This is a genomic window from Actinomadura parmotrematis, assembly GCF_019458805.1.
In the GTDB taxonomy this organism is placed as follows: domain Bacteria; phylum Actinomycetota; class Actinomycetes; order Streptosporangiales; family Streptosporangiaceae; genus Spirillospora; species Spirillospora parmotrematis.
Genome location: NZ_JAIBOA010000026.1, coordinates 64,838 through 79,531 on the forward strand (window position 1 = coordinate 64,838; position 14,694 = coordinate 79,531).

Below are 14,694 nucleotides of genomic sequence, written 5' to 3' on the forward strand. Positions count from 1 at the left end.
CCTCCGGCGACCCACAAACACTAGTGGGTCCCCCGGCCCTCCGGAGGCCCCGCCGCGATGCCGGGCTGGTCCTGTCCGGGCTCGTGGCGGCCCGACTTCCAGAAGCCGGAGAAGGTGATGCGGGACTTCGGCAGGCCGGCGCGGACGAGGTGGCGGCGGCCCTCGGTGGCGAGGGTCTGCTCGCCGACGACGAAGGCGTAGCCGGCCGGGTCGACCGCGTCGAGGGCGCGGAGGGCGGCGAGGGCGGCGGCGCCGGGGACGGCGCGGGGGTCCTCGCGCGGGATCCAGTCGACGCGGGCGCCGGCGGGGGCGTCGAGGTCGCGGCGGTCGGCGGCGGTGGGGACCTCCTGGAGGACGCGCACGGGCATGGCCGGGGGCAGGGAGCGCAGGATGCCGGCGACGGCGGGCAGGCCGCTCTCGTCGGCGACGAGCAGGACGCCGGCGGCGTCGTCCGGGGCCTCGTACATGACGCCCTGGTCGAGCAGGGCGAGCTCCTCGCCCGGTTCGGCCGCGCAGGCCCAGACGGCGGCGCCGCCCTCGATCTCGCCGTCCGGGCCGCGGTGCACGACGACGTCGATGTCGAGCTCGCCGGCCTCGGGGCGGAAGCCCGCGACGGTGTAGTTGGCGCAGTAGGGGCGCGTCGCGTCGGGCATGGCGAGGTAGGGCTTCCACCAGGTGTCGCCCGCCACCTCGGGGGCGTGGAAGCGGTCCTGGTGGGGGCAGCGGAAGAACAGGCGGAACCAGTGGTCGTGGCCGAGCCAGGGGAAGTCGCGCAGCTCGGGGCCGCCGACGGTGACGCGCTGCATGCTCGGCGTGAGCCGGGCGCTCGACAGGACGAAGGCGCGGAACAGGCGGGCGGCGGGGGCTTCGGCACTCGTGCGAGGGGACATGGAAGGTAAGGCTAAGCTAACTTCCCCGTGGGCGACAACGAGCGCGTGCCCGCGGTCGCCGCGTCAGCCCGCCCGGCGCAGGCGGCGGGAAACGTCGCCGACCGGGCGGATGTCGACGCGGCGCTCGGTGAAGTGCCAGCGGCCGGCGGCGATGGGCTGGAGCGGCAGGTCCGGCAGAGCCTGGAGGACGGTGGCGTAGGAGCGGGCGCGTCAGCCGTCGGCGGGGAGCTCGACGGGGGGCGTGCCGTGGGTGTGGAAGGACTCGATGGTCTTCAGGCCCCACGCCTGGCCCTTGGCGCGCTCGGCCTCGGTCCAGGTGATGAGGTTCCAGTCGGGGGCCAGGATGAGGCGGGCGCAGGGGTTGCAGAGCTCGACGCGGTTGCCGCCGGGCTCGTAGACGTAGAGGAAGAACGTCTGCTGGATGGCGTGCTTGTGCGGGCCGGTCTCGATGAACACGCCCTTGTCCAGGCAGATGTCGGCGGCCCGCAGGATGTCCTCGCGGGTGTCGGTGGCGAACGCCACGTGGTGCAGGCGGCCGCGCGAGCCCGTCCAGTCGCGGGTGTAGACCAGGTCGTAGGACTTGTTGGTGAAGTGCATCCAGCGGCCCGAGACGGTGCCGTCGTCCAGCATGATCTGCTCGGTGGGGGCGCCGCCGAGGACGTCCTGCACGAAGGCGGTGCTGCCCGCCACGTCCTCGGCCAGGTAGTTGACGTGGTCCAAGCGGCGGACGCCGACGCCGCGCCCCGGGTACGCCTGCGCCTGGTTCTTCAGCGCGGGGACGAGCCCGGCGGGCGGCCGGTACCGCTCGGTCTCCCAGTAGATCTCCAGCTCGTGCCCGTCGGGGTCGTGGAAGGCGTAGCAGGGGCCGACGCCGGCGTCGCCGTCGCGCCAGCCGAGGCCGAGGCCGGCGGCGTCGATCGCCGCGACGCGCCGCGCCAGCGCCTCGGGGCTCGCCGCGCGCAGCCCGACGCGGCCGACGCCGGAGGTGGCGTGCGCGGTCAGCTTCACGGTGTACCGCTCGTAGTCGTCCCACGCCCGCAGGTACACCGAGTCGCCCTCGGCGGCGGTCTCGGTGAGGCCGAGGACGTCGGTGAAGAACCGGGCGCTCGCCTCGGGGTCGGGGGTGCGCAGCTCGACGTGCCCGACGTGGGCGATCTCGTGGGTGGGCGCCATCAGGGGCCTCCGGGCGGGTCGGACGGGGGGCGGGGGAAGACCGTGCCGTCGAACAGGCGGCGGGCGGTGCGGACGATCGCGGCGCGGCGGACGGCGGTGCCGTCCAGCTCGACCCGGACGTCCAGGCGGCCGGTCGGGTGCTCGATCGCCAGGGGCTCGCCGGGGGCGGGCAGGTCGGCGAGGTCGCGGCCGGCGGCGCCGTCCATGAGCAGGGCGGTCGCGACGGTGACGGCGCCGAGGACGCCGATCGCGTCGTGCACGCGCAGCGGGATGAAGGTGCGGGTGCTGATCGCGCCGCCGTCGCGGGGCGGCGCGAGCAGGGTGGTCTTCGGGACGGGCGCGCCGCTGACGTCGCCGAGCCCCATCAGCTCGCCGGCGCGCAGGCGGAGCGCCTGGATCCGGTCGCGCAGGGCGGTGTCGGCGGCGAGCTCGGCGGGCGTCTCGTAGCCGGTGGCGCCGAGGTCGGCGGCGGCCGCGACGACGACCGGCATGCCGTTGTCGACGCAGGTCACCGGGACGCCGCCGACGACGTCGCGGACGTTGCCGGTCGGCAGCAGCGCGCCGGCGGCCGACCCGGCGGTGTCCTCGAAGTCCAGCAGGACCGGCGCGGCGGTGCCGGGGACGCCGGAGATCGCGGTGCCGCCGGCGTAGCGGACGGCGCCGCCGGGCGTCGCGAACGTCGCCGTCGCGACGCCGCCGGAGTTGACCATGAGGATGCGCACCGACGTCTCGTCCCCGCCGGGGGCGACGAGGCCGCGCTCGACGGCGAACGGGCCGATCCCGGCGAGCAGGTTGCCGCAGTTCTGCCGGTCGGAGACCGTCGCCTCCTCGACGCCGAGCTGCAGGAACAGGTACTCGACGTCGATGCCGGGCCGGTCGGAGCGGGCGACGACGGCGACCTTGCTGGTGAGCGGGTGCGCGCCGCCGAGGCCGTCGATCTGCCGGGAGTCGGGGCTGCCCATGATCCGCAGGAGGAGGTCGTCGCGCTCGGCCGGGCCCGCGGGCAGGTCCCCGGCGAGGAAGTAGGCGCCCTTGGAGGTGCCGCCGCGCATGAGCAGGCAGCGGACGCCGTCCTCGGCACGCCCGGTCACGATTCGCCGTCCCCGGGCCGGTCCTCGTAGGGGACGTACTCGATGCCGAAGTCGGCGAGCCGGTCGCGCAGGCCGTAGCGGTCGAGGCCGAGCTCGCCCTCGCGGAACGCCGCCCGGGTGGCCTCCTCCTTGGCGGCGCGGGCGTCGGACGCCGCCAGCACCCGGGCCACGTCGCGGCGCGGGACGCGGAGGGCGCCGTCGTCGTCGGCGACGATCGCGTCGCCGGGCTCGATGACCTGGCCGCCGATCACCACCGGCACGTTCACCGCGCCCGCCGTCGCCTTGACGGTGCCCTGCGCGCTGACGGCGGCCGACCAGACGGGGAAGCCCATGGCGTGCAGCTCGGCGACGTCGCGCACCCCGGCGTCGATGACCAGCCCGCGGACGCCGCGGCGCTGGAGGGCGGTCGCGAACAGCTCGCCGAACATGCCGTCGGTGGACGGCGAGGTCGTCGCGACGACCAGCACGTCCCCGGGCCGGCACTGCTCGACCGCGACGTGGATCATCAGGTTGTCGCCGGGCCAGGACAGCACGGTGACGGCCGTCCCGGCGACGCGCGCGCCGAGGTGGACGGGGCGGATGCGCGGGCCGAGGTAGCCGGTGCGGCCCGCCGCCTCGTGCACGGTCGCGACGCCGTGCGCGCCGAGCGCGTCCACCCGCGCGGCGTCGGCGCGGGGCGGGCCGGTGACGACGACGGTCCTCACGCCAGCTCCCGGGTCGTCTGCGGGTAGAGCCGCATGTACGCCTCGGCGAGGGTGCCGCTCTCCAGCCCGAGGTTCGGGCCGGCGTTGCGCTTGAGCTGGACGCCGCGGCGGGTGGCGAGGGAGGTGTAGTAGTCCCACATGTGGCGCTGGGCGGGCAGGCGCTCCATGGCCTTGCGCTTGGCCTCGAAGGCGGGGGTGATGTCGAGCAGCACGTCGGGCTTGAAGTCGCACTGCTCGGGCTGGTGCGGCTCGAAGAAGAAGACCGGCGGGGCGCCGAGCGGCTCGCCCGGCGCGTCGTAGCCGACGGCCTGCGCGAGGACGCGGGCCTGGAGCGCCATCCGCGCGGCCGCCGGGTGGTCGCCGTTGTAGGGGTCGGCGAGGGTGTGGGTGAGGACGACCGTCGGTTCGGTCTCGCGGTAGACGCGCACCAGCCGGTCCACCAGCCCGGTCGTCTCGACGAGCGGGTAGTCGCCGGCGTCGAGGAACAGCACGTCGGCGCCGAGCTCGGCGGCGGCGGCCTCGGCCTCGGCGCGGCGCAGCGCCTTGATCTCGTCCAGGTCCCGGCCCTCGCGCCAGGCGCGGGCCGACTCCCCCCGCTCGCCGTAGCTGAGGCACACGACCGTGGCGCGGTCCCCGCGCGCGGCGGCGAGGGCGATCGCCCCGCCCGCGCGCCAGACGAAGTCGCCGGCGTGCGCGCTCACCACGAGCAGCGAGCCGGTCCCCACCCCGGTGCCAGCAGAACCACCCATCGGAACCTTCCGTCGCAGGAGCGTGCCCGGCCCGTGTCCGGGGCCGGGGCGGCGGCCTCGCCGGACAGCGCCGGACGACGCCGCCCCTGCTCATGCTGCGGACCGTGACCCCGGATTGTCAACAATCTTGTGAAAGATCCTGGCGCGCAGAAGGAACCGGTCACCCGCGGTGACCGGAGGGATCGGCCGCTCAGACGGCCTTCAGCGCCTCGATGACGCTGGACAGATGGCGGCGGGCGGCTCGCTCGGCCGCCTCCGGCGCGTGCGCGCAGATCTCCTCGATGATCGCCAGGTGCTCGACCAGCGAGACGTTCGGGCGGCCGGGCACCAGGGCGAGCCGGAAGCGGTGCCGGACGTTCTGGCCGCGCAGCCGCTCCAGCACCGCCGCCGCCGTCGCCTGCCCGCTGATCTCCACGATGCGCCGGTGCAGCTCGGCGTTCAGCTCCGAGTAGCGCAGCACGTGCCCCTCGGCGACGGCGGCGCGCATGGCCTCGCCGAGCGCGCGCAGCTCGGCCGCCTCGGCGTCGGTGACGCGCTCGGCGGCCTTGGCTGCGCAGAGCCCCTCCACCACCATGCGGACCTCGGAGATCTCCACGGCCTCCGCGACGGTGACCGCGCGCACCCGGGCGCCGCGGTGCTGGACGCGCTCCACCAGGCCCTCGTTGGTCAGCTCGAACAGCGCCGACCGCACGCTGCTGCGGCTCACCCCGAACTGGCGGGACAGGTCGGCCTCGACGAGGCGCTGGTTGGGCGCGAAGTCGCCCCGCACGATCGCCGCGCGGATCTCGGCGGTGACGTCCGGGGCGGGGGCGCCGGGGTCGCCGGGGGCGCCGTCGGGGGAGGTCGCGGTCTGCTCGTGCGCTGGCATACATCCTCGTTCGGGGCGTCACGCAAGATACGCGCCGTTCTCGGCGCCGGGATCGTCGACGATCCGTCGACCTCTCGATGGTAGGTGACGGGCCGTGAGCGGGGACGCGCTTCGCCGTGTGACCGAGGCCTCTCGGAAGGCTCAGCCCGCGCCCTCGGCGGCGAGGCGGAGCAGCCAGTCCCGCGCGGCGTCGCTGACCGGGGACGGCGAGCCGAGCTCGGCGAGCATCTGCGACACCGCGCGCATCTCCTCGGCCCGGCGCACCGCGTGGCGGCGGCTGCCCTCCTCCAGCCGCGCGGCGAAGGGCGCGTCGGCGGCGGCGAGCTCTTCGGCGATGTGGGCGCGCATCCAGTCCTCCAGGCCCGCCTCCCGGGCGGCGTGCAGCGCCTCGACGACGGCCGCGGCCATGCCCTTGAAGAAGACGCTGCGCAGCAGCTTGCGGGTGGCCGCCGCGCCCGGCGGCGCGTCCAGCACCTCCACGCCGGCGCCGAGCGGGCCGAGCAGCGCCGCGTACGCGCCGGCCGCCGGACCGGACGCGAGCATGGGCGTGCGCAGCCCCTTGCCCGGGACGGGCGCCATCAGCGACACGTCGGCGAACGCCGCGCCCGCCTCCGCCGCGATCTCGCCGAGGCGCCGCTTCAGGCCCGGCGAGCCGGTGTTGAGGTCGGCCCACACCGCGCCCGGCGCGACGCCCGGCAGCCCGGCGCGCAGGGCGTCCTCGGCGGCCTCGGCGCTGTTGACGCTGAGCACGACGGCGGCGCCGGCCGCGGCGTCCGCCTCGCCGTCGCAGGCCGTCAGATCGGCGCCCGCCCGCACCGCCGGGTCGTAGCCGCGCACCCGCGCCCCGGCGGCGGCGAGGTCGGCCGAGATCGCGCCGCCGGCCTCGCCGAGGCCGAGGACCGCCACGACCGGCGGGCCCGCGCCCGCCCCGCCCTGCCGCCGCCCGCTCTCCGCCATCGCCGGACCTCCTCACCCACCGAAGCATTGTCGACAATCATGTCAACATCTGCCGCGTCCCACCAGCCCCTTCCGAGGCGATAATCCCTACTTTCCAGGTAGGTATTGACTGTTAACCGGCGGGCTGGTTACGGTGACCGCGGCTCCCGCCCCGGCGGCCCCCGCCGGGCCCCCCTCAGTCCCCCCTCCCGCCCTGCCTGACAGGAGAAACACTCCTTGAGACCGACGCCGCACCGCCTCCCCGGCCGCCCCGCGGCCGCCACCGCCCTCGCCGCCGCGGCCCTCCTCGCGAGCGCCTGCGGCTCCGACAGCTCCGCGAGCGGGTCCGGCACCCCCGTGCAGGGCGGCACGCTCACCTTCGCGGTGGGCTCGGACCTCGGCTGCATCGACCCGCAGCAGGCCGGCAGCAACGACACGATCTACTCCCTGCGGCAGATCGTGGACTCGCTGACCGACCAGGACCCGGCCAGCGGGAAGATCGTCCCGTGGCTGGCGCAGAGCTGGACGATCAGCGCCGACGCCCGCGAGTTCACCTTCAAGCTGCGCCCCGGCGTCACGTTCAGCGACGGCAGCCCGCTGAACGCCCAGGCCGTCAAGGACAACTTCGACGCCATCCCGAAGCTCGGCGTGCGCGCCGTCCTCGGCGCCGGGTACCTCACCGGCTACGCGGGCACCACCGTCGTCGACGACCTCACCGCCAAGGTGCGGTTCAAGCAGCCGAACGCCCAGTTCCTCCAGGCGACCTCGACGTTCTCGCTCGCCATCGAGTCCAGCGCGAGCACCAAGAAGACGCCCGAGCAGAAGTGCAGCCAGGGCGTCAGCGGCTCCGGCCCGTTCACCATCTCCTCCTACACCGCCGGCCAGTCGACCGCGCTGGCGCGCCGGTCCGGCTACAACTGGGGCTCCTCGCTCTGGAAGAAGAAGGGCGAGGCGTACCTGGCCAAGGCCGTCTTCAAGGTGGTGCCCGAGGCGGGCGTCCGCACCGGCAGCCTGCAGTCGGGCCAGGTCGACGCGATCGGCGCCGTCGGCCTCGCCGACGAGTCGGCGCTGAAGGGCGCCGGGGTGCGCCTGCAGTCGCGCGCCAACCCCGGCGTCGTCTTCGGGATCTCGCTGAACAACTCCCGGCCGGTGTTCAAGGACGAGAAGGTCCGGCAGGCGCTGCAGACCTCCATCGACCGGGCCCAGATCGCGAGCACCATCTTCCCGACCGGCACCAAGCAGGCGACGAGCGTCCTCGCGCACACCACGCCCTACTACACCGACCTCGGCTCCGCGCTCGCCTACGACAAGGCCAAGACCGCCGCCGCGCTCGACGCGGCCGGCTGGAAGGCCGGCTCCGACGGGATCCGGCAGAAGGACGGCACCCGGCTGTCGTTCGAGCTCGGCTGGTTCGCCAACGCCGCCACCAACCAGCCCACGCTGGAGCTGATCCAGCAGCAGCTCAAGGCCGTCGGCGTCGAGGCCAAGCTGAAGCAGTACCAGATCGCGCAGCTCACGCAGGTCCAGCAGGGCGGCCAGTTCGACGCGCTGTGGGGCAACATCACCCGCGCCGACCCCGACATCCTGCGCACCAGCTACTCCACCAAGCTCGCCAACCTGTACCGGATCCCGGTGACCGACCTGGACGGGCTGCTGGACAAGCAGGCCGCCACCGTCGACACCGCCGAGCGGGCCAAGCTCGTCACCCAGGCGCAGCAGGAGATCGTGCAGCACGCCTACGTGCTGCCGGTGGTGGAGCTGCAGACCGAGCTCGGCGTCGGCAAGAAGGTGCACGACCTGGCCTTCGAGGCGTCCAGCCGGATCCAGCTGCACGACACCTGGATCGGCTGACCCGGTGCGCCGGTATCTGATCAGGCGGATCCTCCAGGCGGCGGCCGTGCTGTGGGCGGCCTACACCGTGTCGTTCCTGGTGCTGGACCTCCTGCCCGGCGACCCCGTCAGCGCGATGGCGGGCGCCGCGCAGGACCAGGCGTCGTTCGATCCGGCGCAGTTCGCCCGGCTGAAGCACGAGTACGGCTTCGACAAGCCGATCCCCGTGCAGTACGCCGACTATCTCGGCCGGGCCGTCCGCGGCGACTTCGGCGACTCGGTGGCGACCGGGCGGCCGGTCACCACCGTCCTCACCGAGGCGCTGCCGCCGACCCTGCAGCTCACCGCCGCCGCGCTGCTGCTCGCCGTCCTGGCGGGCGGCGGCCTGGCGGTCCTCGCGACGTGGACGTCCGCGCGGTGGCTGCGGCAGGCGCTGCTGTCGCTGCCGCCGCTCGGGGTGTCGGTCCCGACGTTCTGGGTCGGGCTGATGCTGGTGGAGCTGCTGTCGTTCCGCGTCCACCTGTTCCCGGCGTTCGGCGACGACGGGCCGCGCGGCCTGGTGCTGCCGGCCCTCACCATGGCGGTGATGCCGGGCGCGCTGATCGCGCAGGTGCTCGCCAAGAGCCTGCTCGGCACGCTGGAGGAGCCGTACGTGCAGACCGCGCGGGCCAAGGGCGCCGGGCGCACCCGCGTCCACCTGCGGCACGCGCTGCGCAACGCCGCGCTGCCCGCGCTCACCATCCTCGGCGTGCTGACCGGGATGGTCCTGGCGAACTCGGTGGTGATCGAGACGGTGTTCTCGCGCAACGGCCTCGGCCGGGTCACCGCGGGCGCGGTCGGCGTCCAGGACATCCCGGTGGTGCAGGGCGTGGTGATGTTCGCGGCGGTCGCCGTCGTCACCGTCAACCTCGCCGTGGACCTGCTGTACCCGCTGCTCGACCCGCGCATCGTGATGGCCGGGAGGACCGCATGAGCCAGACCCTGGACGGCGGGCTCGCCGCCGAGGCCGCCGCCGGCACCGCCCTGCCGGCGCCGCGCCGGCGCCGCCGCGAGGAGACCGGCCTCGCCCGGTTCCTGCTGCGGCGCCCCGGCCTGGTGCTGTCGGCGCTGACGGTGCTGGCGGTCGTCGTCGCGGCGTTCCGGCCCGAGACGTTCACCTCGGCCGACCCGCTGGCGGGCGTGCCCGCGCACCGCTTCCAGGCGCCGAGCGCCGCGCACTGGTTCGGCACCGACGAGCTCGGCCGCGACGTGTTCGCGCGCATGGCGCACGGCGCCGCGCTGTCGATGAAGGCGACGCTGATCGCGGTGGCGGTCGCGTTCGTGTTCGGCGGCCTGGTCGGGCTCGTCTCGGGCTTCGTCGGGCGCTGGGTCGACGACGTCCTCATGCGCGCCGTCGACGTGGTGCTGGCGATCCCGGCGCTGTTCCTGTCGCTCGCGCTGGTCACCGCGCTCGGCTACGGCACCGTCAAGGTCGCCGTCGCGATCGGCGTCGCGAGCGTCGCCTCGTTCGCGCGGGTCATGCGCGCCGAGGTGCTGCGGGTGCGGCAGGCGGTGTACGTCGAGGCGGCCCGCGCCTGCGGAGTCCGCTGGTGGAACGTGCTAGGGCGGCACGTCCTGCCGAACGCCATCGGCCCGGTGCTGGTGCTCGCGACGCTGGACTTCGGCACCGCGATCCTCGGGGTGTCGGCGCTCAGCTTCCTCGGCTACGGCGAACCGCCGCCGGCGCCCGAGTGGGGCACCGTCATCGCGGGCGGGCGCAACTACCTGGCGAACGCGTGGTGGCTCACCGCGCTGCCGGGACTGGTCATCGCGGCGACGGTGCTGTCCACCAACCGCATCGCCCGCGCGCTGGACGGGGAGTGGGCGAGGCGCCGATGAGCGACGTGAACGAGGACATCGACGGCGCGGCCGGGGCGCTGCTGGAGGTCCGCGACCTGCGGGTCTCCTACCGGACCGCGGCCGGCCGGACGCCCGCCGTGCGCGGCGTCGACCTGGACGTGCGGCCCGGCGAGATCGTCGCGCTGGTCGGCGAGTCCGGGTCGGGCAAGAGCACCCTCGCGCACGCCGTGCTGCGGCTGCTGCCCGAGAACGCCGCGGTGGACGGGGGCCGCGTCGGGTTCGGCGGCCGCGACCTGGCCGCCGCGTCCGACCGCGAGCTGCGCTCCGTGCGCGGCAAGCGCATCGGGTTCGTCCCGCAGGACCCCGGCGTCGCGCTGAACCCGGTCAAGCGGGTCGGCGAGCAGGTCGCCGAGGTGCTGCGGCTGCACGGCCTCGCCGACCGCCGGTCGGCGCCGGTCGAGGCCGTGGAGGTGCTGGAGCGGGCCGGGCTCGCCGACCCGGGCGTGCGCGCCCGCCAGTACCCGCACGAGCTGTCGGGCGGGATGCGGCAGCGGGTGCTGATCGCCATCGCGATCGCCGCCCGCCCCCGGCTGATCATCGCCGATGAGCCGACCAGCGCTCTCGACGTCACCGTGCAGCGCCGCATCCTGGACCACCTGGAGCACCTCACCGCCGAGCTCGGCAGCGCGGTGCTGCTCGTCACCCACGACCTCGGCGTCGCCGCCGACCGGGCGGGCCGCGTCCTGGTCATGGAGGGCGGCCGCGTCGTGGAGTCCGGCCCGACCGCGCAGATCATGGACGCGCCCGAGGCGCCCTACACGCGGCGCCTCCTCGCGAGCGCGCCCAGCCTGAACGCCGTCCGGCCGCGCGCGCCGCTCGCCCCCGCCGCGTCCGAGGACGCGCCCGGGGAAGCCCCGCTGCTGGAGGCGGCCGGCCTGGTCAAGGAGTTCCGGCTGCCGAACGCGGCGGGCGCCGCCCGCACCGTCCGGGCCGTCGACGGCGTCGGCTTCACCCTCCGGCGCGGGGAGACCCTCGCGCTCGTCGGCGAGTCCGGGTCGGGCAAGTCCACGACCGCCCGCCTGGTGCTGCGCCTCACCGACCCCTCCGAGGGCCGCATCGTGTTCGGCGGCGAGGACGTGACGGCGGCGCGCGGCGGCCGGCTGCGCGCGCTGCGGCGCCGCGCCCAGCTCGTCTACCAGAACCCCTACGCCTCGCTCGACCCGCGCCTCACCATCGGCGAGGTGATCGCCGAGCCGCTGCGCGCGTTCGGCGTCGGCGACCGCCGGTCGCGGGCCGCGCGCGCCGCCGAGCTGCTGGACCGCGTCGCGCTGCCCGCCGCCGCGCTGCGGCGCCGTCCCGCCGAGCTGTCGGGCGGCCAGCGCCAGCGCGTCGCGATCGCCCGCGCGCTCGCGCTCTCCCCCGACCTCGTCGTCTGCGACGAGCCGGTGTCGGCGCTGGACGTCTCGGTACAGGCGCAGGTGCTGGAACTGCTCGCCGAGCTCCAGTCCGGCACCGGCGTCGCCTACCTGCTGATCTCCCACGACCTGGCGGTCGTGCGGCAGGTCGCGCACCGCGTCGCGGTCATGCGGTCCGGCCGCATCGTGGAGACCGGCGCGACCCGCGACCTGTTCGCGGCCCCCCGCCACGACTACACCCGCGAACTGCTCGCCGCCATCCCCGGCGGCGGGCGCCGACAGGAGGAGCCCGCATGACCGCCGAGACGACCGACCGCACCGCGCCCGAAGCCGACGACGAGTTCACCCGCGGCTGGCGGGACTGGCGCGAGCAGCACCGTGCCGCGCTCGCCGACCCGCACGGCTTCCTCGCCATCACCGGCCTGCACTGGCTCGACGGGGAGCCGCAGCGCTTCCCCGACGCCCCCGGCGCCTGGTCGACCGGCCCCGGCGGCGTCACCGTCGACCTCGGCGAGGGCGAGGAGCTGATCGTGGACGGGGCGCCCGTGCGCGGCCGCCACTCCTTCGGCGTCCTCGCCGAGCGGACCGGCGTCACCGCCCTGTGGGGCGACGCCGCGATCGAGGTCGCCAAGCGCGGCGGCCACGACATCGTCCGCCCGCGCCACCCCGAGAACCCGCTGCGGCTGGCGTTCCGCGGCACCCCGGACTACCCGCCGTCGCCGGCGTGGGCCGTGACCGGCCGCTTCGTCCCCTTCGACGAGCCCCGGCCGACGAAGGTCGGCGCGGCCGTGGAGGGCCTGGAGCACGTCTACGACGCGCCCGGCCGCATCGAGTTCGAGATCGGCGGGACGCCGCTGTCGCTGACGGCGTTCAACGGCCACGGCCCCGGCGACCTGCTCGTCCTGTTCACCGACGCGACCTCCGGCGTCACCACCTACGCCGCCAACCGGTCCCTGCACCTGCCGCCGCCCGCCGCCGACGGCACGGTGACGCTCGACTTCAACCGGGCCTCGAACCTGCCGTGCGCCTACACCGACCTCGCGACCTGCCCGCTGCCGCCCGCGGAGAACCGGCTGCCGATCGCGGTCGAGGCCGGGCAGCGCATCCCCTACGAGCGCGCGGCGGCGGAGGAGCGGTGACCATCGACTCCCTCGCCTTCCTGTCACCGGGCAACTACGCCGACGACGACCCGGCGGCGGGCCTGGAGGACACCCTGCGCCTGTTCGAGTTCGGCGAGGCGGCCGGCTTCGACGGCGCCTGGATCCGGCAGCGCCACCTGGAGCACGGCGTGTCGTCGGCGCCGGTGTTCCTGGCCGCCGCGAGCCAGCGCACCAGCCGCATCCGGCTCGGCACCGCCGTCATCCCGATCGGCTACGAGAACCCCTTCCGGCTCGCCGAGGACCTCACGATGCTGGACGCGCTGGCGCACGGCCGCCTGGAGGCCGGGTTCAGCACCGGCATGCCGCACGCCGAGCTGCTCGCCGACATCGTCCACGACGGCGACTGGCGCGGGCGGGACCTGTCCTACGGCCGCATCGGCGAGCTCCTGGAGCACCTGCGCGGCGACTACCTCGGCGGCCCCGACACCGTCATCCACTCCCCCGGCAACGTGCAGCGGCCGCGCCTGCAACCGCACCGGCCCGAGCTGCTGGACCGCGTCTGGTACGGGGCGACGAGCCTGCGCTCGGCGCGCTGGGCCGCCGAGCACGGCATGAACCTGCTCACCGGCAACATCGTGCACGGCGAGACCAGCGACGACTTCGTCACCGCCCAGGTCGCGATCATCGAGGAGTACCGGCGGCTCCGGCCGGCCGGGCGGATCGCGCTCGGCCGCGTCGTCGTCCCGCTGGACGGCGCGGACGCCGCGACCCGCCGCCGCTACCTCGGCTACGCGGCGGCCCGGCACGACCGGACGCTCCGCCCGCACGGCGACCGCCGCACCCTGTTCGCGCCCGACCTCGTCGGCACCGCCGCCGAGATCGTCGAGCGGCTGGCCGGCGACGCGGCGGTGGCCGCCGCGACCGAGCTGCGCCTCGAACTGCCCTACGAGTTCGACCGCCGCGACTACGAGCAGATCCTCCAGGACGTCCGCGCGTCCGTCGCCCCGCACCTGGGCTGGCGGCCCGACCGCACGGAGGTGCCGGCATGACCGCCGCCCGCCCGCTGCTGCTCGCCGTCGACCTCGACGGCGACGGCGCCCACCCCGCCGCCTGGCGCGACGCGGGGCGGCCGCCCGGCGCCGTCCTCGGCGCGGCCGCGCTGCGCCGCGCGGTCGCGGCGGCCGAGGCCGCCGGGTTCGCGCTCGCCACCTTCGCCGACGCGCCGCTGCCGCCGCCGGACGCGGCGGGCCGGCTGGAGGCCGGGACGCGCGCCGCGTTCGCGTCCACGATCACCGACCGGATCGGCCTCGCGCCCGAGCTGCACGTGACGACGACCGAGCCGTTCCACCTCGCCACCCAGCTCGCCTCGCTCGACCACGCGTCCAAGGGCCGGGCCGCGTGGGTCGTCGGGGCCGCCGCGGACGCCGCGTCGCTCGCCACGATCGGCGCGGCCGCGCCGGACGCGGCGGCGCTGCGCCGCGAGGTCCGCGACGTCATCGACGTCGCCCGCGCCCTCTGGGACTCCTGGGAGGACGACGCGGTGATCAAGGAGTCGGCGACCGGCCGCTACCTGGACGCCGGCCGCGTCCACCACGTCGACTTCGAAGGCGCGTCCTTCACCGTCAAGGGGCCGCTCATCACGCCCCGGCCGCCGCAGGGGCAGGTCGTCGTGCTCGCCGCCGCGTCCCTGGACGTGGACGACCGCGCCGACGTCGTCCTGGTGGACGAGCCGGACGGCGGCGACCGCGCCGGGCTGACGTTCGCCGAGGTCGAGGTGGTCCTCGCCGCGTCGGCGGCCGAGGCCGCCGACCGGGCGGCGCGGCTCGACGAGGGCGCGCCCTGGCCGCGCACCCCCGGGCGGCTCCGCCACGTCGGGACGCCCGCCGGGCTCGCCGAGGCGCTGCGGTCCCTGGCGGGCCGCGTCGACGGGGTCCGGCTGCACCCGGCCGTCCTCACCGCCGACCTGCCCGCGCTCGCCCGCGACGTGCTGCCCGCGCTGGCCTCCGACGGCCTGCACCGGCCGCCCGCACCGGGCGGCACCCTGCGCGACGTCCTCGGGCTGCCGCGCCCCGCCAGCCGCCACACCACCGCGACGTGAG

Annotated in this window: 14 protein-coding genes; 7 read left to right on the plus strand and 7 right to left on the minus strand. The window is 75.8% G+C overall.

Annotation, left to right across the window (positions count from 1 at the left end; translation table 11 throughout):
• Positions 1-20 precede the first annotated feature (20 nt).
• The 7 genes from K1Y72_RS30600 to K1Y72_RS30630 all read right to left on the minus strand — a co-directional run bounded on the left by K1Y72_RS30600 (position 21) and on the right by K1Y72_RS30630 (position 6,432).
• Positions 21-890 (minus strand): siderophore-interacting protein, encoded by an 870-nt coding sequence (locus K1Y72_RS30600; RefSeq protein WP_220169992.1) that lies wholly within the window; start codon positions 888-890, stop codon positions 21-23.
• 210 nt (positions 891-1,100) lie between these two features.
• Positions 1,101-2,063, minus strand: coding sequence for a catechol 2,3-dioxygenase (locus tag K1Y72_RS30605; RefSeq protein WP_220169993.1), 963 nt, complete (start codon positions 2,061-2,063; stop codon positions 1,101-1,103).
• Positions 2,063-3,154 carry a 4-oxalomesaconate tautomerase gene (locus K1Y72_RS30610; protein WP_308287296.1) on the minus strand — a complete coding sequence of 364 codons (1,092 nt, stop codon included), beginning with the start codon at positions 3,152-3,154 and terminating at the stop codon, positions 2,063-2,065. Before K1Y72_RS30610 ends, K1Y72_RS30605 begins: the two co-directional genes overlap by 1 nt.
• A complete protein-coding gene (locus tag K1Y72_RS30615; protein WP_220169994.1) occupies positions 3,151-3,858 on the minus strand; it encodes a 4-carboxy-4-hydroxy-2-oxoadipate aldolase/oxaloacetate decarboxylase in 708 nt (235 codons plus the stop codon). Before K1Y72_RS30615 ends, K1Y72_RS30610 begins: the two co-directional genes overlap by 4 nt.
• Positions 3,855-4,607, minus strand: coding sequence for a PIG-L deacetylase family protein (locus tag K1Y72_RS30620; protein WP_258574158.1), 753 nt, complete (start codon positions 4,605-4,607; stop codon positions 3,855-3,857). Before K1Y72_RS30620 ends, K1Y72_RS30615 begins: the two co-directional genes overlap by 4 nt.
• 190 nt (positions 4,608-4,797) lie before the next feature.
• Positions 4,798-5,475 (minus strand): GntR family transcriptional regulator, encoded by a 678-nt coding sequence (locus tag K1Y72_RS30625; protein ID WP_220169995.1) that lies wholly within the window; start codon positions 5,473-5,475, stop codon positions 4,798-4,800.
• 141 nt (positions 5,476-5,616) lie between these two features.
• Positions 5,617-6,432: an NAD(P)-dependent oxidoreductase gene (locus K1Y72_RS30630; protein WP_220169996.1), complete on the minus strand. Its 816-nt coding sequence runs from the start codon at positions 6,430-6,432 to the stop codon at positions 5,617-5,619.
• Positions 6,433-6,648: 216 nt separating this feature from the next.
• On the opposite strand from K1Y72_RS30630, the gene K1Y72_RS30635 reads away from it, so the two are divergent.
• Genes K1Y72_RS30635 through K1Y72_RS30665 form a run of 7 tightly spaced genes read left to right on the plus strand, consistent with a single transcriptional unit; the run spans position 6,649 to position 14,693 of the window.
• A complete protein-coding gene (locus tag K1Y72_RS30635) occupies positions 6,649-8,262 on the plus strand; it encodes an ABC transporter substrate-binding protein (protein ID WP_220169997.1) in 1,614 nt (537 codons plus the stop codon).
• A gap of 4 nt (positions 8,263-8,266) precedes the next feature.
• Positions 8,267-9,214, plus strand: coding sequence for an ABC transporter permease (locus K1Y72_RS30640; RefSeq protein ID WP_220169998.1), 948 nt, complete (start codon positions 8,267-8,269; stop codon positions 9,212-9,214).
• Entirely contained in the window at positions 9,211-10,119 is a 909-nt protein-coding gene (locus tag K1Y72_RS30645; protein ID WP_220169999.1) for an ABC transporter permease, read from the plus strand. Before K1Y72_RS30640 ends, K1Y72_RS30645 begins: the two co-directional genes overlap by 4 nt.
• Positions 10,116-11,792, plus strand: coding sequence for a dipeptide ABC transporter ATP-binding protein (locus tag K1Y72_RS30650; RefSeq protein ID WP_220170000.1), 1,677 nt, complete (start codon positions 10,116-10,118; stop codon positions 11,790-11,792). Before K1Y72_RS30645 ends, K1Y72_RS30650 begins: the two co-directional genes overlap by 4 nt.
• Positions 11,789-12,634 carry a DUF1684 domain-containing protein gene (locus K1Y72_RS30655; RefSeq protein WP_220170001.1) on the plus strand — a complete coding sequence of 282 codons (846 nt, stop codon included), beginning with the start codon at positions 11,789-11,791 and terminating at the stop codon, positions 12,632-12,634. Before K1Y72_RS30650 ends, K1Y72_RS30655 begins: the two co-directional genes overlap by 4 nt.
• A complete protein-coding gene (locus K1Y72_RS30660) occupies positions 12,631-13,644 on the plus strand; it encodes an LLM class flavin-dependent oxidoreductase (protein ID WP_220170002.1) in 1,014 nt (337 codons plus the stop codon). The genes K1Y72_RS30655 and K1Y72_RS30660 overlap by 4 nt, the downstream gene beginning before the upstream one ends.
• Positions 13,641-14,693: an LLM class flavin-dependent oxidoreductase gene (locus K1Y72_RS30665; protein ID WP_220170003.1), complete on the plus strand. Its 1,053-nt coding sequence runs from the start codon at positions 13,641-13,643 to the stop codon at positions 14,691-14,693. Before K1Y72_RS30660 ends, K1Y72_RS30665 begins: the two co-directional genes overlap by 4 nt.
• The last annotated feature ends 1 nt before the right edge of the window (position 14,694 follow it).